This window comes from Streptomyces sp. MnatMP-M17, from assembly GCF_900091995.1.
Lineage (GTDB): Bacteria > Actinomycetota > Actinomycetes > Streptomycetales > Streptomycetaceae > Streptomyces.
Genome location: NZ_FMDK01000040.1, coordinates 1 through 18,215, shown reverse-complemented (window position 1 = coordinate 18,215; position 18,215 = coordinate 1). Strand labels below are relative to the sequence as shown.

Below are 18,215 nucleotides of genomic sequence, written 5' to 3'. Positions count from 1 at the left end.
CAGCCGCCCGCCCCACAGCCGCCAGCGGAACCGCCGGCGAGAACGGCTCCTGCGGCGAACCGGGCGACGAACCGGGCGAACCGTCCGCCGCCTTACGTGCCGCCACCTGCTCACCCGCCCGCAGCACCCCGAGCATCTCCCGCAGCTCCGTCAGCGCCTGCCGACCCATGTCACCCACCAGCGCTGCGTTCTTCACCGCCTTCGGCGGATCCTTCAACGCCACCGCCTGCAACGCCGCCGCGTGCACCACCATCAGACTCACCCGGTGCGCCACCACGTCATGCATCTCGCGCGCGATCCGCGTCCGCTCCTCCGTACGCGCCCACTCCGCGCGCTGCTCGGCACGGTCGGCGAGCAGCGAGAGTTCCTGCTCCAGACTGTCCGCCCGCTCCCGCAGGCTCTCCATCAGCCGCCGTCTCGCCCCGACATAGAGCCCGAACAGCACAGGCGGCGCGGTCAGCCCCACCGACATCAGAACCGCGACCACGGGCACATACCAGCCCGTCGAGCCGAACGCCGTGTCCATCACGTTCTGCCGGGTCCGTACGAACGTGACGATCAGCGTCCCCACGAGCGACATCCCGGCCAGCGCGCCGATGATCCGGCGCGGCGCCTCCGAGGCGGCGAGCGTGTACAGCCCGACCAGCCCCATCAGATAGCCCATCTCGGCCGGCGTGATCGCGATCGAGACCAGCACCACGGCGAACGGCCACCGCCGCCGCACCAGCAGCACCGCCCCGGCGAACAGCCCGAACAGCACCCCGAGCGGCACCGGCAGCGCGGCGGTGTCCGCGAACCGGACGCCCTCCAGCGCGCACTCCAGCGCCGACACCAGCGCCAGCCCCGCATCCAGCACGACACTCCGCCACCGCCCCCACCACCAAACACCGCGGGGAGTCACTCCCGCGGCGTCCTGATGCGCCCCCGTTGTGGTCATGTCTCCCACCCTACGGGCGCCCGCACCTCAATTTCCGGGCGACCGCCCCACCACGGAACGCGACCGAACACCCCGGGAACACGCATCGATCCCTCGAACTGGTGAATCGCCCCCGTATTCGATCCGAGCGTCCGGAATCCGGACGACGATCGCCCCATGACAGCACTCCACGGCAAATATGCCGACTTCGAGGGACTCCGCGCACAGGCGATCGCGCTGCGCCGGGAGGGCCTGAGCCTGCGGCAGATCCGCGACCGGTTACAGATCCACAACAACGACATCCTCAACCGTCTGGTCAAGGGCGAGCCGCCCCCGGAGTGGACGAAGCGCCCGAACGCGAAGGACGACCTCCGCGAGAAGGCCCGCGAGCTGCGCCTGAAGGGCCTCACGTACGACCAGATACAGCTTGAGCTCGGCTGCTCGAAGAGTTCGATCTCACTGTGGGTACGGGACCTGCCGAAGCCGGAGCCCCGCTACACGGACGAGGAACGTCGCGCCCGCATGAACGCGGGACTGGCCCACTTGCGCACCAGTCAGGACAAGGAACGACAGGAGACGAAGCGCGCGGCCCGCGAGGAGGTCGGGCAGCTCTCCGACCGGGAGCTGTTCATCGCTGGCGTCGCCCTGTACTGGGCCGAAGGCTCCAAGGACAAGCCGTACCGCCGCTGCGAAGTGCTCCAGTTCATCAACAGCGACCCCAACGTGATCAGGCTGTACCTACGCTGGCTCGATCTCCTGGGGATCTCGCGTGAGCGACTGCGCTTACGGGTGAGCATCCACGAATCGGCAGACGTTCCCGCGGCCGAGAGGTTCTGGGCAGACCTGGCCGGTGTCGCCCCGTCCGCCCTCCAGAAGGCGACACTCAAGAAGCACAACCCGAAGACCACGAGGAAGAACACCGCAGAGGCGTACAGGGGCTGCCTCATCATCTACGTCACCAAGAGCGCCGATCTCTATCGTCGCGTGGAGGGCGCCTGGTACGGCATAGTGTTGGGTGCCGACTCGGCAACCCAGCCGAATGTCCGGTTCGAGCAGAAATAGTCCCCCATGGTGTAATCAGGCAGCACTGCGGGTTTTGGTCCCGTATGTTCAGGTTCAAATCCTGATGGGGGAGCCGCCCCTTTTCGGCTAGTTTCGGGTCCCGACCTCACCGGTCGGGACCCGTCCTCGTTTCCGGGTCGAAACCCCCCGGTATCCTGCGGTTGTCCACCACCCGAAAGCCGAAGGGCATTCCCGTGAGCGCCAACCGCCCGGCAGCCGTCGTCGTTCTCGCAGCGGGTGAAGGCACCCGCATGAAGTCGAAGACTCCCAAGGTTCTGCATGAGGTCTGCGGGCGTTCGCTCGTCGGACATGTCGTGGCCGCGGCCCGTGAGCTGGGGCCCGAGCAGCTTGTCGTTGTTGTGGGGCATGCGCGGGAGCAGGTCGAGGGGCATCTCTCTGCCGTGTACGAGGGCGTGCGCACCGCCTATCAGGCCGAGCAGAACGGCACCGGGCATGCCGTGCGGATCGGGCTTCAGGAGCTGGGCGGGACGCCCGACGGGACCGTGGTCGTCGTATGCGGTGACACGCCGCTGCTGACCGGCGGGACGCTCAGGGCGCTCGCCGCGACCCATGCCGCCGACGGCAACGCCGTGACCGTACTGACCGCCGAGGTCCCGGACTCGACCGGCTACGGGCGGATCGTCCGGGACGGCGTCAGCGGCGCGGTCACCGCGATCGTGGAGCACAAGGACGCCACCGAGGCGCAGCGTGCGATCCGGGAGATCAATTCGGGAGTCTTCGCCTTCGACGGGCAGCTGCTCGCGGACGCGCTGGGCAAGGTCCGTACGGACAACAGCCAGGGCGAGGAGTACCTCACGGATGTGCTGGGCATTCTGCGGGAGGCCGGGCACCGGGTGGGCGCGTCGGTCGCGGTCGATCACCGGGAGATCCTGGGGATCAACAACCGGGTGCAGCTCGCGGAGGCGCGTCGGCTGCTGAACGAGCGGCTGCTGGAGCGGGCGATGCTGGCGGGGGTGACGGTGGTCGATCCGGCGTCGGTGTTCGTGGATGTGACGGTCACGTTCGAGCCGGACGTGGTGGTGCATCCGGGCACCCAGCTTCTCGGGTCGACGCATCTGGCCGAGGGCGCCGAGGTGGGCCCGAATTCGCGGCTGCGGGATACGCAGGTCGGCGCGGGCGCCCGGGTGGACAACACGGTCGCGGACGGCGCGGTGGTGGGCGAGGCGGCGATGGTCGGCCCGTACGCCTATCTGCGGCCGGGTACGCGCCTCGGCGTGCGGTCGAAGGCCGGTACGTATGTGGAGATGAAGAACGCGACGATCGGTGAGGGCACGAAGGTGCCGCATCTGTCGTATGTGGGGGACGCGACGATCGGCGAGCACACGAACATCGGTGCCGCGAGTGTGTTCGTGAACTACGACGGTGTGCGCAAGCACCACACGACGATCGGGTCTCACTGCCGGACAGGGTCGGACAATATGTTTGTGGCGCCCGTCACGGTTGGGGACGGTGTGTACACCGCGGCCGGTTCAGTGATCACGAAGGACGTTCCGGCCGGTGCGCTGGCCGTCGCCCGGGGCCAGCAGCGGAATATCGAGGGCTGGGTGGCCCGCAAGCGTCCGGGAAGCGCCGCGGCGCAGGCGGCCGAGGCGGCTCGTACGGCACCGGAGAGCGCCGAGAACGAGAGCTGACCGGAAGCTCCGGAAGCTGACCGGAAACAGATGCGCCGATCTCGGCGTACCGTGATATCTGCACGATTCGGCTGGCTCGCAAGGCGACACGCGGGCACAGCGGCCATCAACACGTCTGAGGAGACAGTGCTGTGACCGGGATCAAGACGACCGGCGAGAAGAAGCTGATGCTCTTTTCCGGCCGCGCCCACCCCGAGCTGGCCGAGGAGGTTGCCCATCAACTGGGTGTGGGGATTGTCCCCACCAAGGCGTTCGATTTCGCCAACGGTGAGATCTATGTCCGGTATCAGGAGTCGGCGCGCGGCGCGGACTGCTTCTTGATCCAGAGCCATACGGCTCCGATCAATAAGTGGATCATGGAACAGCTCATCATGATCGATGCTCTGAAGCGGGCCTCGGCCCGGAGCATCACGGTGATCGTTCCCTTCTACGGCTATGCCCGTCAGGACAAGAAGCACCGCGGCCGGGAGCCGATCTCGGCCAGGCTGGTGGCGGATCTGATGAAGACCGCGGGCGCCGACCGGATCCTGACCGTGGATCTGCACACGGACCAGATCCAGGGCTTCTTCGACGGCCCGGTGGACCATCTGTTCGCGCTGCCGGTCCTGGCGGACTATGTGGCGGGGAAGGTGGACCGGTCGAAGCTGACGGTGGTCTCCCCGGACGCGGGCCGGGTGCGGGTCGCGGACCGCTGGTGCGACCGGCTGGGCGCGCCGCTGGCGATCGTCCACAAGCGGCGCGACAAGGATGTCGCGAATCAGGTGACGGTCCACGAGGTGGTCGGCAATGTGGCGGGCCGGGTCTGTGTCCTGGTCGACGACATGATCGACACGGGTGGCACGATCTGCGCCGCCGCGGAGGCGCTGTTCGCGCATGGCGCGGAGGATGTGATCGTGACGGCGACGCACGGTGTGCTGTCGGGTCCGGCGGCCGACCGGCTGAAGAACTCGCAGGTGAGCGAGTTCGTGTTCACGAATTCGCTGCCGGATCCGGGCAATCTGGATCTGGACAAGATCACGGTTCTGTCGATCGCGCCGACGATCGCCCGTGCGGTCCGTGAGGTCTTCGAGGACGGTTCGGTGACGAGCCTCTTCGAGGAGCAGGCGTAGCACCTCCCTGCCGGTTTCCTTGACCGGTGCTGCCGGTTTCCTTGACCGGTGCCGGTCCCCTGCCCGGTGCCGGTAGATCGATTTCTGAGGCGGCCTCCCCGCCGGGTAGACTCAGCGAGTTGCTCGGCGAGGGAGGCCGCACTGTTCCGGTGCGGCGGTCCGTTATCGACGCGCTCTTCGTAGCAGGCCTGTCGTGGCCGGGTGACGGCCGATTCCGGTCACCTTCCGCCCGTTTCTACGAGGAGTGCAGCCATGGCTGAAGTCAAGATCAGCGCCGAGATCCGTACCGAGTTCGGCAAGGGCGCCGCCCGCCGTACCCGTCGCGCCAACAGGGTTCCCGCGGTCATCTACGGCCACGGCGCCGACACCGTCCATGTGACCCTGCCGGGCCACGACCTGATGATGGCGCTGAAGACCGCGAACGCGCTGCTCGGTCTGGACATCGAGGGCCGCAAGGAGCTGGTGATCCCGAAGGCCGTGCAGCGCAACGCGATCAAGGGCTTCATCGAGCATGTCGACCTGCTCGCGGTGAAGCGCGGCGAGAAGGTCACCGTCGAGGTCGCGGTGCACACCGAGGGCGAGCTGGCGCCGGGCGCCAACCTGCTGGAGAACGTGCTCAACACCCTGACCGTCGAGGCCGAGGCCACCCACATCCCGGAGTCCGTCACGGTCTCCGTCGCGGGACTGGGCGCCGGTGACTCGATCGTGGCCAAGGATGTCCCGCTGCCGTCCGGCACCACGCTGGTCACGGACGAGGACGCGGTCGTCATCCAGATCCTGGCCGCGCAGGCCGAGGAGCCGGCCCCGGAGGGCGAGGGCGGCGCCGAGGGCGCCGAGGCCTGATCCGTACGCTGTGCCCCACGGGGTGGCAGGGCCGCCGACGGCCCTGCCACCCCGTTCGTATACGTATGCGAGGAGACGCAGCGCGGATGACGACAGATGCCAATGCCCCCTGGCTGGTCGTGGGCCTGGGCAACCCGGGTCCCGGCTATGCGGCCAACCGGCACAATGTCGGGTTCATGGTGGCCGATCTGCTGGCGGCCCGTATCGGCGGCTCGTTCCGGCGGGCGCAGAAAGCGCAGGCCACGGTGGTCGAGGGCCGCATCGGTCCGCCCGGTCCCGCGAGCCGGCGTGTCGTGCTGGCCAAGCCCACCTCGTACATGAATCTCTCCGGTGGCCCGGTCGTCGGGCTGCGTGACTTCTACAAGGTGCCGACGGAGCGGATCGTCGCGGTCCATGACGAGCTGGACATCGACTACGGCACGCTGCGGCTGAAGCTGGGCGGCGGAGACAACGGCCACAACGGGCTGAAGTCGATGACAAAGGCGATGGGTCCCGGCTACCACCGCGTGCGGTTCGGCATCGGCCGGCCACCGGGCCGGATGCAGGTGGCCGACTTCGTGCTGAAGGACTTCTCGTCGACGGAGCGCAAGGAGCTGGACTACTTCGTGGACCGGGCGGCGGACGCGGTGGAGGCGCTGGTGCTGGAGGGCCTGGAGCGCGCCCAGAGCACATACAACTCCTGAGCGCGTACGTACAGCTCCTGAGCATGTCCCGCGCACGCCCGTCCTGAGCACGTACAACTCCTGACAACCTCCGCATTCCCTGTCGTTCCGCGGCCGGAAGTTGACCAGGCGTGCGCCCATGGCCAAAGATCCCGCCCTATGAAGGGGAAGCGGAGCAATTCCGACCGCATGCTGTCGTTCGGCCGCCGGGCGGCGATGGCCTGTGTCGCCCTGCTGCTCCTGGTCGCGGGTGTCTGGTCGTCCTGGACCTCGGCCCAGCATGTGGTGCTCGCCAAGGGCCGTGAGCACGGCACGCTGACGGTGGAGCGCTGCGCGGACCAGAGCTGCACCGGGCCCTACGATCCGGACGGACCGCAGGGCCCGCGCGCCGGGATGACGATCGAGCAGTCGGTGGCCGTGAAGAAGGGCGAGCGGTTCCCGGTCGTGGTGAAGCCCGATACGGACGAGCTGGTGCGTACGGGTACGCCCGGTCTGCTGTACGCGTGGGTCCCGCTCGGCGGAGCGCTCCTGCTGGCTTCCCTGATCATCGGCGGCGGGCTGGGACTGACCCGTACGGCCTGGGGGACGGCGCTGGCGGGCGGCGCGCTGCTGCTGGCCGCGTTCTTCGCGGTCTGACCGGCCGCGCGCACCGTACGAACGCCCCCGAGCACCGTACGTACCGCACGAAAACCGTCCCGCTCCGGAAGCCCGGAGCGGGACGGTCCCGTAGCCAGGCCCTGGTCAGCCTAGCCAGGCCCTGGTCAGCCGGTGTTGCGCAGTCCCGCCGCGACCCCGTTGACCGTCAGCAGCAGCGCCCGCGCGAGCAGCGGGTCCGGTGCCTCCTGGCGCTCGGCCGCCGCGCGCTGGCGTGCCAGCAGCGAGACCTGGAGGTAGGAGATCGGGTCGAGATAGGCGTCCCGGATCGCGAAGGTCTGCTGGAGCGCCGGGTTGGAGTCGAGGAGCTTCTCGCCGCCGGTGATCCGCAGCACCTCCGCCACGGTGAGCGCGTGCTCCGTCTCGATGTCCGCGAAGACGTGCTTCAGCTCGTCCGGCACCAGTGTGTCCACATAGTGGCGGGCGATCCGCAGGTCTGTCTTGGCGAGTGTCATCTCGACGTTCGCGAGGAAGTTCCGGAAGAAGTGCCAGTGCTCGTACATCTCGTCCAGCACGGTGTCCGGCCCGGCCTCGCGCAGCGCCTTCAGCCCGGAGCCGACGCCGTACCAGCCCGGCACGATCTGCCGTGACTGGGTCCAGCCGAAGACCCATGGGATGGCCCGCAGCCCGTCGAGTCCGGCGCCGGAGTCGGGCCGGCGGGAGGGACGGGAGCCGAGGTGGAGATCGGCGAGCTGGTCGACGGGGGTGGACGCGAAGAAGTACGCGGGCAGGTCGGGGTCCTCGACCAGCCTGCGGTACGCGGCGTGCGCGGCGTCGGAGACGATGTCCATCGCCGCGTCCCAGCGGGCCAGTGCCTCGCCGGACTGGCGCGGCGCGGTGTGCAGGGCCGAGGCCTGGAGGGTGGCGGCGACGGTCAGTTCGAGGTTCTCCCTGGCCAGGGACGGGATCAGATACTTGTCGGAGATGACCTCGCCCTGTTCGGTCACCTTGATCTCGCCCTCCAGCGTGCCCCAGGGCTGGGCGAGGATCGCGTCGTGCGAGGGCCCGCCGCCGCGGCCGACGGTGCCGCCGCGGCCGTGGAAGAGCCTCAGCCGTACGCCATGGCGGTGGGCGACGTCGCGCAGCCGGCGCTGGGCACGGTGGATCTCCCACTGGGAGGTGGTGATACCGCCGAACTTGGAGGAGTCGGAGTAGCCGAGCATGACCTCCTGGACGTCGCCGCGCAGTGAGACGAGTCTGCGGTAGGAGGGATCGGCGAGCATCTCGTCGAGGATGACATCGGCGGCGCGCAGCTCGTCGGTGGTCTCCAGCAGCGGCACGATGCCGATCTTGGCCCAGCCGCCGTGCAGATCGATCAGTCCGGCCTCGCGGGCCAGTACGGCGGCGGCGAAGACATCGTCGGCGCCCTGGCACATGGAGATGATGTACGACTCGATGACCTCGGGGCCGAAGCGCTCGAAGGCTTCCTTGACGGTGAGGAACACACCGAGCGTCTTGTGTCCCGCCGCGTCGAGAGGCGCCGGGCTCGGTGCGAGCGGGCGGCGCGAGCGCAGTTCCTTGGCGAGCAGCTTCTGCCGGTACTCGCGCGGCATGTCGCTGTAGCGCCAGGACTCCTCGCCGAGCCGGTCGAAGAGCTGTCCGAGCGCGTGGTGGTGGGCGTCGGCGTGTTCCCGTACGTCCATGGTGGCGAGCTGGAGGCCGAAGGCGGCGAGCGTACGGATCGTACGGTCCATGCGGCCGTCGGCGAAGAGGCCGCCGCGGTGCTCGCGCAGGGAGGTCTGGATGAGCGTGAGGTCGTCGAGCAGTTCGGCGGTGCCGAGGTAGTCGCGGCCGTCGTCGTGCGGCGTGCCCTTGGCGAGGCGTTCGCGGGTGTTGACGAGCTTCTGGCGGATGCAGGTCGCCTTGAGGCGGTAGGGCTCCTCGGCGTTGAGCCGCTTGTAGCGGGGGCTGATCTCGGGGAGCCGTTCCAGATCGGTCCGCAGGGAGGTGAGCAGTTCCTCGGTGGCGCCTGTGTAGCGGATGGAGTTGGAGAGCTGGCCGCGGAGCTGGTCGATCAGTCCCAGCGCGTCGGTGATGCCGTGCTCGTGCTGGAGGATCAGCACCTCGCGGGTGACCTGCGGAGTGACATTGGGATTGCCGTCGCGGTCGCCGCCGATCCAGGTGCCGAAGGTGAGCGGGCGGGTGCCCGGCGGCAGTTCGACGCCGACGCGCTCCAGCTCGCCGACGAGGTCCTCCAGGACGTCGCCGACGGCGCCGACGTGCAGCTCGTCCAGGTAGTAGATGGCGTTGCGCGCCTCGTCGACGGGCTCGGGCCGTACGACGCGGAGTTCGTCGGTCTGCCAGATCAGGTCGATGGACTCGGCGAGCCGCAGATCGTGGCGGCGCCGGTCGGAGGCGATGACCGGTGCCTCCAGCAGTTCGGCGACGCGGCGGAGCTTGTTCAGTACGGAGCGGCGCGCGGCCTCGGTCGGGTGCGCGGTGAACACGGGCCGTACGTTGAGGTTCTTGACGGTTTCGCGCAGATGGTCCGGATCGGCGTCCTTGAGCCGGTCGGCCGTACGGGCCAGCAGCCCGCCCTCGGCCGCGCGCCGTTCGCGCATCTCCCGGCCGCGGTGGACCTGTTCGGTGACATTGGCGAGATGGAAGTAGGTGGAGAAGGCGCGTACCAGTTTGGCCGCGGTCTCCAGGTCGGTGTCGCCGAGGAGTTCGGCCGCGGCCTCGCCGTTCTCGCGCGTCAACGCGCGTACACGCTCGACCAGGTCGAGAAGCTCCGGGCCTTCCTGGCGTACGAGTGTCTCGCCCAGCAGGTCACCTAGACGGCGGATGTCTGAGCGCAGTTCCGCGCTGGCGGACGGTGTCACCGCGCTGGCGGATGAGGTCTGGTCGGCACTGCTCACAGGTGCGGCTCCTTGCAGTGTTTGAGCACGTCTGGAGGGTTCTGGAGACTTTGCGGACCGCGCTGTCCGACGACCACAAGGATAGGTGTCCTTCGCTTGGTGTTATCCACAGGCCTCTTGTCGCGGCGTTCGGCGCTGCCATACTTACGATGCCGTAGGTTACGCACCCGTATCGAGGTTTCCGCTCCAGTTCCGCCCCATTCCTCACCCCAGGCCCATTCCTCACCCCAGGGGACCCCCAATGACCACACCCCCCGATGTGATCGAAGATTCCTCCCTTCCTCTCCAGCCCGCCGACGGCGCCCCGCTGCCCTCCGCCACGCTCGGCGGGGACAACAAGGGGACCATCGAGCAGATCGCTCTGCTGCTCTTCATCGCCATCCCTTTTCTCGCCCTGCTCGCGGCGGTGCCGCTGGCCTGGATGTGGGGAGGGGTGAGCTGGCTCGATCTGGGCCTGATGGTGGTCATGTACTACATCGGCTGCCATGGCGTCACGATCGGCTATCACCGTTACTTCACGCATGGTTCCTTCAAGGCGAGCCGCCCGCTGCGGATCGCGCTCGCCGTGGCCGGTTCACTCGCCGTGGAGGGCCCGCTGGTCCGCTGGGTGGCGGACCACCGCAAGCATCACAAGTACTCGGACGCCGAGGGTGATCCCCACTCGCCCTGGCGCTTCGGCGAGACGCTGCCGGCCCTGCTCAAAGGGCTGTGGTGGGCACATATCGGCTGGCTGTTCGACGAGGAGCAGACACCGCAGCACAAGTACGCGCCTGATCTGATCAAGGATCCGGCCATCCGCTCGATCTCCCGGCAGTTCGCTCTGTGGACGGTCGTCTCGCTGGCTCTTCCGCCGCTGGTCGGCGGGCTGGTGACGATGTCCTGGTGGGGCGCCTTCACGGCGTTCTTCTGGGGCTCACTGGTCCGGGTGGCGCTGCTGCACCATGTCACCTGGTCGATCAATTCGATCTGTCACGCGGTCGGCAAGCGTCCCTTCAAGTCGCGTGACCGTTCGGGCAATGTGTGGTGGCTCGCGGTCCTGTCCTGCGGCGAGTCGTGGCACAACCTGCACCACGCGGACCCGACCAGCGCGCGGCACGGTGTGCTCCGGGGCCAGGTCGATTCCAGTGCCAGGATCATCCGCTGGTTCGAGCTGCTGGGCTGGGCGTCGGACGTGCGCTGGCCCAGCGCCTCCCGTGTGGACTCCCGCCGCAAGAACGCACCTGCCAAGGCATGATGGGCAGCGTGGCGATCGACGGCAGTACCAGCAAGCAGGCCAGCACCGAGAAGGGCCGGACCACCGGGAGCCGACGCGCCCGCCGAGTCCGGATGACCGGTGCGGAACGCCGTGAGCAGCTGCTGGACATCGGCCGTACGGTCTTCGCCGAGAAAGGCTTCGAGGCCACGTCGGTGGAGGAGATCGCGGCGAAGGCCGGCGTGTCCAAGCCCGTCGTGTACGAGCACTTCGGCGGCAAGGAAGGGCTGTACGCGGTGGTCGTGGACCGCGAGATGCGTCAGCTCCTGGACATGGTGACCGGTGCGCTGACCGCCGGGCACCCTCGTGAGTTGCTGGAACAGGCCGCGTTCGCGCTGCTCGACTATATCGAGACATATACGGACGGCTTCCGCATCCTGGTCCGTGACTCCCCGGTCGCGCAGTCCACGGGCACCTTCGCCTCGCTGATCAGTGATATCGCCACTCAGGTCGAGGACATCCTCGGTATGGAGTTCAAGGCACGCGGCTTCGACCCGAAGCTGGCGCCGCTGTACGCGCAGGCGCTGGTGGGCATGGTGGCGCTGACAGGCCAGTGGTGGGTGGACGCGCGGCGGCCGAAGAAGGCGGAAGTAGCGGCCCACCTGGTGAACCTGGCCTGGCACGGCCTGGAAAACCTGGAACCGAGACCGCGCCTGATAGGCCACCGCAGGGCGTGAGCGGGGGGGCGCGGCGCATCAGCCGTTGTGGGTGTGGTCACTCATTGTGATGACGATGTCCGAATCCACCGCTACGGTGGAGAAGCAGGACTCAGTATTCCGTCCATGGGAGGAATCATGACCGCCGAGCCAGTCAAGGCCGCACACCAGTGGCCTGTGCCCCCGCAGGACGGCTACACCGTGGACGATCTGTTCACCCTGCCGGGACTCCCGCCTCATACCGAGTTGATCGACGGGAGCCTTGTCTTCGTGAGTCCGCAGCGGCGTTTTCACGGCCGAATGATCGATGTACTGGTGACGGGGTTGCGCCGTACCCTGCCACCGGAACTGGACGTCGAACGGGAGATGACGGTGGTCCTGGACCGCCGCAACGGCCCCGAACCAGATGTCTCGGTCATCCGGATGGACGCGGTCACGGACATGGAGCAGACCCGTTACGAGGCAGAGGATGTCCTACTCGCCGTAGAAGTGGTCTCGCCCGACTCCGAGTCCCGTGACCGTGAAAGCAAGCCCCGGAAGTACGCCGCGGCAGGTATCCCGAACTTCTGGCTGGTCGAGGTCGCAGGTGCGGACCGGCACCCCGTCGTACGTGTCTACGAACTGGACCCGCTGTCCAAGACGTACGCGCTGACGGGGATCCACCACGACCGTCTCAAGACCGGAGTCCCGTTCACGATCGACATCGACATCACTCTGGAAGCGCTGAAACGCCCCCGACCCTGACCTCGCCGACGGGCTTGCGGGCCACTGCGAAGATGCGGCGGAAGGGGAAGACCGTGCCGGAGGGGGTCGGGGGGTAGGCATTGCGGAGGAGTGCACGGTATTCGGTGGTGAACTCCTCCGCCGCCTGCTCGTCGCCGTCGAGCGCGGTGAGGACCGGGCGTAGTGCCGTGCCCTTCACCCAGTCGAAGACCGGGTCCTCCCCGGTGAGCTGCTGGATGTACGTCGTCTCCCAGACGTCAGCCGCGCAGCCGAGGGCGGTCAGGCGCGCGAGGTAGTCGGCGGGGTCCAGGACAGTGTTGGCGGGGCGGTCGGGGCCGCCGCCGAGCCGGTCGCGCCAGCGCGGGGACGCGCAGAGTTCGGCGAGCAGTGCGTGGCTGGGCGACGTGAAGTTGCCGGGGACCTGGAAGGCGAAGGTACCGCCGGGCGCGAGGCCGTCGATCCAGGCCGCGAACGAGCCCGCGTGGCCGGGCACCCACTGGAGGGCGGCGTTGGAGACGATCAGTCCGTACGGTTCGCCGGGCGCCCAGCGCGCGAGGTCGGCGGTCCGGAAGTCCATCGCTCCGCTGCCCGGGGTGGGTCCGGCGTACTGCTCGCGGGCCCGGTCGAGCATCTCGGGCGAGTTGTCGAAGCCGGTGATACGAGCGGCCGGCCAGCGTTCGGCGATCAGCGCGGTGACATTGCCGGGGCCGCAACCGAGGTCGGCGATCGCGAGCGGCCCGGTTCCGGCGCCGTCGGCGCCCGGCGGGTCGGGGATACGGGCCAGCAGGTCCAGGAACGGGCGGCTGCGGAGGCCGGAGTGCCGGAGGTACTGGGCCGGGTCCCAGATCGGTGCGGACGGTGCGGAGTGCATGGTCGGGCCCCTGTCACGGTCGCGGAACGGTCCGCCGGAGCCGGCTCGCGGGCTGCCCCAGGCGGTCGTACCCCAGCCTGCACCGCCAGATGTCTTGACGTCAAGAGACTTCATGTCGAGGGACCCTCTACACTGATCGTCATGGAGGACGAGGTCGACCGACTGGTAGCGGCATGGCGCCGAGAGCGCCCCGACCTCGACGTGGAACCGCTCGAGGTCCTCAGCCGTGTCAGCAGGCTGGCCCGCCATCTCGACCGCGCGCGCCGGATCGCGTTCTCGGAGCACGCCCTGGAGCCGTGGGAGTTCGACGTACTGACCTCGCTGCGGCGCGCGGGCGACCCGTATCAGCTCTCTCCCGGACAGTTGCTGACCCAGACCTTGGTCACCTCCGGCACGATGACGAACCGTATCGACCGGCTGGCCCAGAAGGGCCTGGTCGAGCGGCTGCCCGATCCCAGCGACCGGCGCGGAGTGCTGGTCCGGCTGACCGCGGAGGGCCGCGACCGCGCGGACCAGGCGCTCGCCGGGCTGCTGGCCCAGGAACGCGCGATCCTCGCGGAGCTGTCCCGCGCGCAGCGGGCCGAACTGGCGGGACTGCTCCGGCAGTTGACGGCGCCGTTCGACAACGTCCCCAGCTAGGACCTGGACCAGGTCAGCCGACCTTGAGCAGCAGTTCGGCGAGCTCGGCCGGCATGGTGATCATGCAGTCGTGGCCGGTCGGCAATTCCCATACCTGAGCCGGCGTCCCGTTGGGCTGTATCGCCGGGACGGGCCGTCGGACAATGCCTTCCGGCTCGCCGACAACGCAGTGGATGTGCGTCCGCGGGATCGTGTTCACGGCCGGGTTGTCCAGTCGGACCGGTTGCTGGAGGCAGCGCACCGACTGATCCGACAGCATCGTGCGCAGCCAGGCGACGTCCGCCGGGTCGGTGACTCCGAACAGGCCCGAGGGCGGCGGCAACTCGGGGAGCGGCGGAACCCGCCAGCCGGTGTCGGACTTCGCGGCGAGGTCGATCAGGACCTGGGTCACGGGCATGACATCGGCCGCGCTCTCGCCGTCCTCCGGGACCATCGCGTCCAGGTAGACCAGACGTGCGATCCGCTCCGGAACCTGGTTGGCCACGGACGAGATGACCAGCCCGGCGTAGCTGTGTCCCACGAGTACCACCTCGGTGAGGTCTTCCTCGGTGATCAGCCTGACGATGTCGTCGACGTGCGTGTCGAGCCCCACCTCGCGGCTGAGCAGATGCGCCTTGTCGCCGTGGCCGGTCAGCGACGGCGCGACCACGCGGTGTCCGGACGGTCGCGCCGACGCCAGCAGCGGGACCACCCGCTCCCAGCACTGTCCGCTGTGCCAGGCGCCGTGTACCAGCAGATACGTTGACATGGTTTCGCTCCTTGCTGTGCTTGCTGTGCTTGTCCGTGTTGCGTGGGCCGGGCCGCCGACGGGCCGCTGACCAGGCCGTTGACCACGCTGCCGCCCGGACTCCGGCCCAGCCAGGGCCCCCACGGTCCTGGGGGTGACAGGACCAGGCACGCGCGCAGCCGCGCAAATTACAGTGAAAAGATGACCGACGAACCGAACCTGCTGGGCGAGTACGTGCGCGCCCGCCGCGAACTCGTCACTCCTGAACAGGTCGGTATCCCCGTTCTGGGCGTACGGCGCGTGCCGGGCCTGCGCCGGGAAGAGGTCGCGATGCTCGCCGGCATCAGCGCCGACTACTACCTGCGCCTGGAGCAGGGCCGCGACCGCAACCCTTCCGTACAGGTCCTTGAGTCCCTCGCCCGTGTGCTGCGGCTCGACGACGACGCGACGGCGCACCTGCTGCGCCTCGGCGCCGACAAACCTCGACGGCAACGGCGTCGGCCCCGGAAGGAGACCGTCCCTCCGGGCATCGCCAAGCTCGTCGCCGCGCTCCCGCTGCCCGCGCTGGTCGAGGGCCGCTACTTCGACGTCCTCGCCGCCAACGCCTTGGCGACCGCTCTGTCACCGCGCCTCGCGGCGGGAGGCAACCGCCTGCGGGATCTGTTCCTCGACCCCGCCGAGCAGGCCCTCTACCCGGACTGGGAGAACGCCACCGCGGGCATGGTCGCCGGCTTCCGCGAGTCCGTCGGCACCGACACGGACGATCCCCGATTCATCGAGCTCGTCGGCGAACTCTCCCTCGTCAGCCCGCGCTTCAGCCGGCTCTGGGCCCGCCATGACGTAGAGGCGTGCGAAGGCACACCCAAGCAGATCGACCACCCGCAGGTCGGTGGCCTGCGGCTGAACCGGGAGAGGCTGGGCATCAGCGGCACGGCGGGCCAGACTCTTGTCGTCTACCACCCGGACCCCGGCACCGACGACGCCGACAAACTGGCGCTCCTCGCCTCCGCCATGCGGACACCGGCCGCGTCTCAAGGCGGTGAGTCCGTCCGCCACGGCGCGGAGTGAGTCCTGGCCGGGTCCGGTACGTACCGCCGCAACCGTACGCACACCGGCGTCGGCGCCTTCACCGGACGAGCAGGCGGATTTCCGCGCCCGCCCGCCCGTCCGTCCGCCCGTCCGACGATCGCCAGTTCGGCAGCGTGCCGGCGGCGGCCGGACGCCGTCGGTCAGCCTGTTGACGTGGCGGGCTGGGCCGCCAGGCTCACCGGGCCCACACCGGCCCTGCGCGCCAGTGCCACGGCGGCCAGCGTCGAGTGCACGCCCAGCTTCCCCAGCACGTTCTGCATATGCGTGCGAACGGTGTGCGGAGAGAGGAAGAGCCGCTCGGCGACGGCCTTGCGGCCCAGGCCCGCGACCATGCACCGCAGCACCTCGCGCTCGCGCGGAGTGAGCGACTCGACCAGCCGTTCGCTCTCCGTACGGTGCTTGCGCGCGGCCGTCAGCTCCCGCAGCACGCCCGTGAGCAGGGCGGGCGGCAGATGCGTCTCGTCCCGCAGGACGCCGCGCATCACGGCGAGCAGCCGTTGGAGCGAACAGTCCTTCGCGACCCAGCCGGACGCGCCCGCCTGGAGCGCCAGCGCGGCGCGGCGCGGATCGTCCTTCTCGGCGAGCACGACCGTACGGACGGACGGCTGGCCGGAGCGGACTCCGGCGACCAGCGAGATACCGTCGACCGGCACCGCCTCACCGTCGTCCGGCACGGCGCGCGCGACAGGCACCTGAACCGGTCCCGCAGCCGTGCTTCCGGCCGCTCCCGCGACCGTGCCGAGGTCGGCGTCGACGAGCATCACATCGAATCTGCGCCCTTCGGCCGCTCCCCGATCCAGACAGCGCAGCGCGGCAGGACCACTGCCTGCCGCCGCGACGTCCACATCGGGCTCGGCCGCGAGCGCGGCGGCGAGCGACTCGGCGAAGATGCGGTGGTCGTCCACCACCAGAACCCGGATACGTACCAATGGACACCCCCTGAAAGGCGGGGAGCGGACAGCGCGGGCACGGCGCCCGGTGTGCGGTGGTACGTCAGTGGCACGGCCGCCGCCGTGTGTTGACCGCTACCCCACCCCGGGCGTCGTACCCGACTTGACTCCACCCCTGATCAGCACCGGCCCCCACCGGTGCTGTGCATCAGCGTACGGCCGTCGGCCCGGAGCGGAAGGAATTTGACAGAACTCGTCGGCCGGTCTGTACAGGATGGGCTTCAGGCGTCCTTCTACGACAGCCGGTCAGGACAGCCGGTGTGCGCCGGTGGAAGGGATGGCCGGGAAGGTGCGTGGGGGCGTGAAGCCTGAGGTTGTGAAGGCTTCGGTGATCGCCTTGGTGATGGCTTCCGTGTCGGGCTCCTCGGCCAGGACGATCGCGGAGCCGCCGAAGCCACCGCCCGTCATGCGGGCGCCCAGGGCGCCGGAGGTGACGGCTGTGGTGACCGCCAGGTCGAGTTCCGGGCAGGAGACGCGCAGGTCGTCGCGGAGCGAGGCGTGGCCCTCGGTCAGGACGGGACCGACCGCGCGGAGGTCGCCCGCGTCCAGCAGCGCGATGGTCCGCTCGACGCGGTGGTCGTCGCTCACCACATGGCGGACACAGCGGCGGACCTCCTCGCTCTGTCCGGCTGCGGCCAGCCGGTCCAGCGCCGCGGGCAGATGCGCGTACGGGATGTCGCGCAGCGCGCGTACGCCGAGCGCCCGCGCGCCCGTCTCGCACGCCGCGCGCCGCGCGGCGTACGCGCCTTCGCCCAGCGCGTGCTTCACGCGGGTGTCCACGACCAGCAGCCGGAGCCCTTGGGCGGCCAGATCGAACGGCACCTGGCGCTGGGAGAGATCACGGGTGTCCAGATACAGCGCGTGGCCGTCGGTGCAGCACGCCGAGGCCATCTGGTCCATGATTCCGCACGGCACGCCCACGAACGCGTTCTCGGCGCGCTGCGCGAGCACCGCCAGTTCGGGCCGCGTCAGGCCGAGACCGTACAGATCGTTCAGGGCGAGCGCGGTGACGACCTCCAGCGCGGCCGAGGACGACAGTCCCGCGCCGGTCGGCACGGTCGAGGCGAGATGGATGTCGGCGCCGGTCACCGGATGCCCGGCCGCGCGCAGCGCCCAGACGACACCGGCCGGATAGGCGGCCCAGCCGGTGTCGGAGCGCGGTTCGAGAGCGGCGATGTCGAGCTGGACCACGCCCTGGGCGACATCGGCGGAGTGCAGCCGCAGGATCTGGTCCGTACGGCGGGAGACCGCGGCGACCGCGCGGTGCGGCAGCGCCAGCGGCATCACGAAACCGTCGTTGAAGTCGGTGTACTCACCGATCAGATTCACCCGGCCGGGAGCCGCCCACACGCCCTCGGGCCCGGCTCCGTACAGCCGCCGGAACTCCTCGGCCACCCGGAACTCCTCGGCCACGGCGCCAACGGTTTCGCTCACTCCTGGGTCTCCCTCATTCGGTCCCGCTCATTCGTGGATCGCCTCGGTCTCCCCGCGCCGTGCGAACGCCCACGCGTCCGCCACGATGCCCGCCAGATCGGCGCGGCTCCCCCGCCCG

Annotated in this window: 17 protein-coding genes and 1 tRNA gene; 12 read left to right on the top strand and 6 right to left on the bottom strand. The window is 69.3% G+C overall.

Going from position 1 to position 18,215, the window contains the following annotated elements; genetic code table 11:
• Positions 1 to 937: sensor histidine kinase (locus tag GA0115259_RS02475; protein ID WP_093590148.1), on the bottom strand; the 937-nt coding region annotated here is incomplete at its 3' end.
• 156 nt (positions 938 to 1,093) lie between these two features.
• Between GA0115259_RS02475 and GA0115259_RS02470 the strand changes: the two genes are divergently transcribed.
• The 7 genes from GA0115259_RS02470 to GA0115259_RS02440 all read left to right on the top strand — a co-directional run bounded on the left by GA0115259_RS02470 (position 1,094) and on the right by GA0115259_RS02440 (position 6,880).
• Positions 1,094 to 1,978, top strand: coding sequence for a hypothetical protein (locus tag GA0115259_RS02470; protein ID WP_093590139.1), 885 nt, complete (start codon positions 1,094 to 1,096; stop codon positions 1,976 to 1,978).
• Positions 1,979 to 2,051, top strand: a tRNA-Gln gene (locus tag GA0115259_RS02465). It begins immediately after the preceding gene.
• Between the two features lie 121 nt (positions 2,052 to 2,172).
• Positions 2,173 to 3,630, top strand: coding sequence for a bifunctional UDP-N-acetylglucosamine diphosphorylase/glucosamine-1-phosphate N-acetyltransferase GlmU (gene glmU, locus GA0115259_RS02460; protein WP_093590136.1), 1,458 nt, complete (start codon positions 2,173 to 2,175; stop codon positions 3,628 to 3,630).
• A gap of 131 nt (positions 3,631 to 3,761) precedes the next feature.
• Complete coding sequence (locus tag GA0115259_RS02455; RefSeq protein ID WP_093590133.1) at positions 3,762 to 4,739, top strand: ribose-phosphate diphosphokinase; 978 nt, start codon at positions 3,762 to 3,764, stop codon at positions 4,737 to 4,739.
• Between the two features lie 252 nt (positions 4,740 to 4,991).
• Positions 4,992 to 5,582, top strand: coding sequence for a 50S ribosomal protein L25/general stress protein Ctc (locus GA0115259_RS02450; protein WP_093590130.1), 591 nt, complete (start codon positions 4,992 to 4,994; stop codon positions 5,580 to 5,582).
• A gap of 86 nt (positions 5,583 to 5,668) precedes the next feature.
• Complete coding sequence (pth, locus tag GA0115259_RS02445; protein WP_093590127.1) at positions 5,669 to 6,265, top strand: aminoacyl-tRNA hydrolase; 597 nt, start codon at positions 5,669 to 5,671, stop codon at positions 6,263 to 6,265.
• 138 nt (positions 6,266 to 6,403) lie between these two features.
• The gene (locus GA0115259_RS02440; RefSeq protein ID WP_093590124.1) at positions 6,404 to 6,880 is read left to right on the top strand and encodes a hypothetical protein; all 477 of its coding nucleotides are present in this window, start codon (positions 6,404 to 6,406) and stop codon (positions 6,878 to 6,880) included.
• A gap of 125 nt (positions 6,881 to 7,005) precedes the next feature.
• Here GA0115259_RS02440 and ppc read toward each other — a convergent pair whose 3' ends face one another.
• Complete coding sequence (gene ppc, locus GA0115259_RS02435; protein ID WP_256097883.1) at positions 7,006 to 9,756, bottom strand: phosphoenolpyruvate carboxylase; 2,751 nt, start codon at positions 9,754 to 9,756, stop codon at positions 7,006 to 7,008.
• Positions 9,757 to 9,997: 241 nt separating this feature from the next.
• Here ppc and GA0115259_RS02430 point away from each other — a divergent pair, with 241 nt between their 5' ends.
• The 3 genes from GA0115259_RS02430 to GA0115259_RS02420 all read left to right on the top strand — a co-directional run bounded on the left by GA0115259_RS02430 (position 9,998) and on the right by GA0115259_RS02420 (position 12,408).
• Positions 9,998 to 10,990, top strand: coding sequence for an acyl-CoA desaturase (locus GA0115259_RS02430; protein ID WP_093590121.1), 993 nt, complete (start codon positions 9,998 to 10,000; stop codon positions 10,988 to 10,990).
• Complete coding sequence (locus tag GA0115259_RS02425; protein ID WP_370747074.1) at positions 10,987 to 11,685, top strand: TetR/AcrR family transcriptional regulator; 699 nt, start codon at positions 10,987 to 10,989, stop codon at positions 11,683 to 11,685. The genes GA0115259_RS02430 and GA0115259_RS02425 overlap by 4 nt, the downstream gene beginning before the upstream one ends.
• 117 nt (positions 11,686 to 11,802) lie before the next feature.
• Positions 11,803 to 12,408: a Uma2 family endonuclease gene (locus tag GA0115259_RS02420; RefSeq protein ID WP_093590142.1), complete on the top strand. Its 606-nt coding sequence runs from the start codon at positions 11,803 to 11,805 to the stop codon at positions 12,406 to 12,408.
• On the opposite strand, the gene GA0115259_RS02415 is transcribed toward GA0115259_RS02420, so the two are convergent.
• Positions 12,374 to 13,258, bottom strand: a complete 885-nt coding sequence (locus GA0115259_RS02415) for a trans-aconitate 2-methyltransferase (RefSeq protein ID WP_093590115.1) — start codon at positions 13,256 to 13,258, stop codon at positions 12,374 to 12,376. The genes GA0115259_RS02420 and GA0115259_RS02415 overlap by 35 nt on opposite strands.
• A gap of 141 nt (positions 13,259 to 13,399) precedes the next feature.
• Between GA0115259_RS02415 and GA0115259_RS02410 the strand changes: the two genes are divergently transcribed.
• A complete protein-coding gene (locus GA0115259_RS02410) occupies positions 13,400 to 13,897 on the top strand; it encodes a MarR family winged helix-turn-helix transcriptional regulator (protein ID WP_093590112.1) in 498 nt (165 codons plus the stop codon).
• 13 nt (positions 13,898 to 13,910) lie between these two features.
• On the opposite strand, the gene GA0115259_RS02405 is transcribed toward GA0115259_RS02410, so the two are convergent.
• Positions 13,911 to 14,645 carry an alpha/beta fold hydrolase gene (locus GA0115259_RS02405; protein ID WP_093590109.1) on the bottom strand — a complete coding sequence of 245 codons (735 nt, stop codon included), beginning with the start codon at positions 14,643 to 14,645 and terminating at the stop codon, positions 13,911 to 13,913.
• A gap of 180 nt (positions 14,646 to 14,825) precedes the next feature.
• Between GA0115259_RS02405 and GA0115259_RS02400 the strand changes: the two genes are divergently transcribed.
• Positions 14,826 to 15,692 carry a helix-turn-helix domain-containing protein gene (locus GA0115259_RS02400; protein WP_093590106.1) on the top strand — a complete coding sequence of 289 codons (867 nt, stop codon included), beginning with the start codon at positions 14,826 to 14,828 and terminating at the stop codon, positions 15,690 to 15,692.
• A 161-nt stretch (positions 15,693 to 15,853) separates the two neighbouring features.
• Here GA0115259_RS02400 and GA0115259_RS02395 read toward each other — a convergent pair whose 3' ends face one another.
• Positions 15,854 to 16,642: a response regulator transcription factor gene (locus tag GA0115259_RS02395; RefSeq protein ID WP_066948460.1), complete on the bottom strand. Its 789-nt coding sequence runs from the start codon at positions 16,640 to 16,642 to the stop codon at positions 15,854 to 15,856.
• Between the two features lie 267 nt (positions 16,643 to 16,909).
• The gene (galK, locus tag GA0115259_RS02390) at positions 16,910 to 18,097 is read right to left on the bottom strand and encodes a galactokinase (RefSeq protein ID WP_256097882.1); all 1,188 of its coding nucleotides are present in this window, start codon (positions 18,095 to 18,097) and stop codon (positions 16,910 to 16,912) included.
• Positions 18,098 to 18,215: the final 118 nt, after the last annotated feature.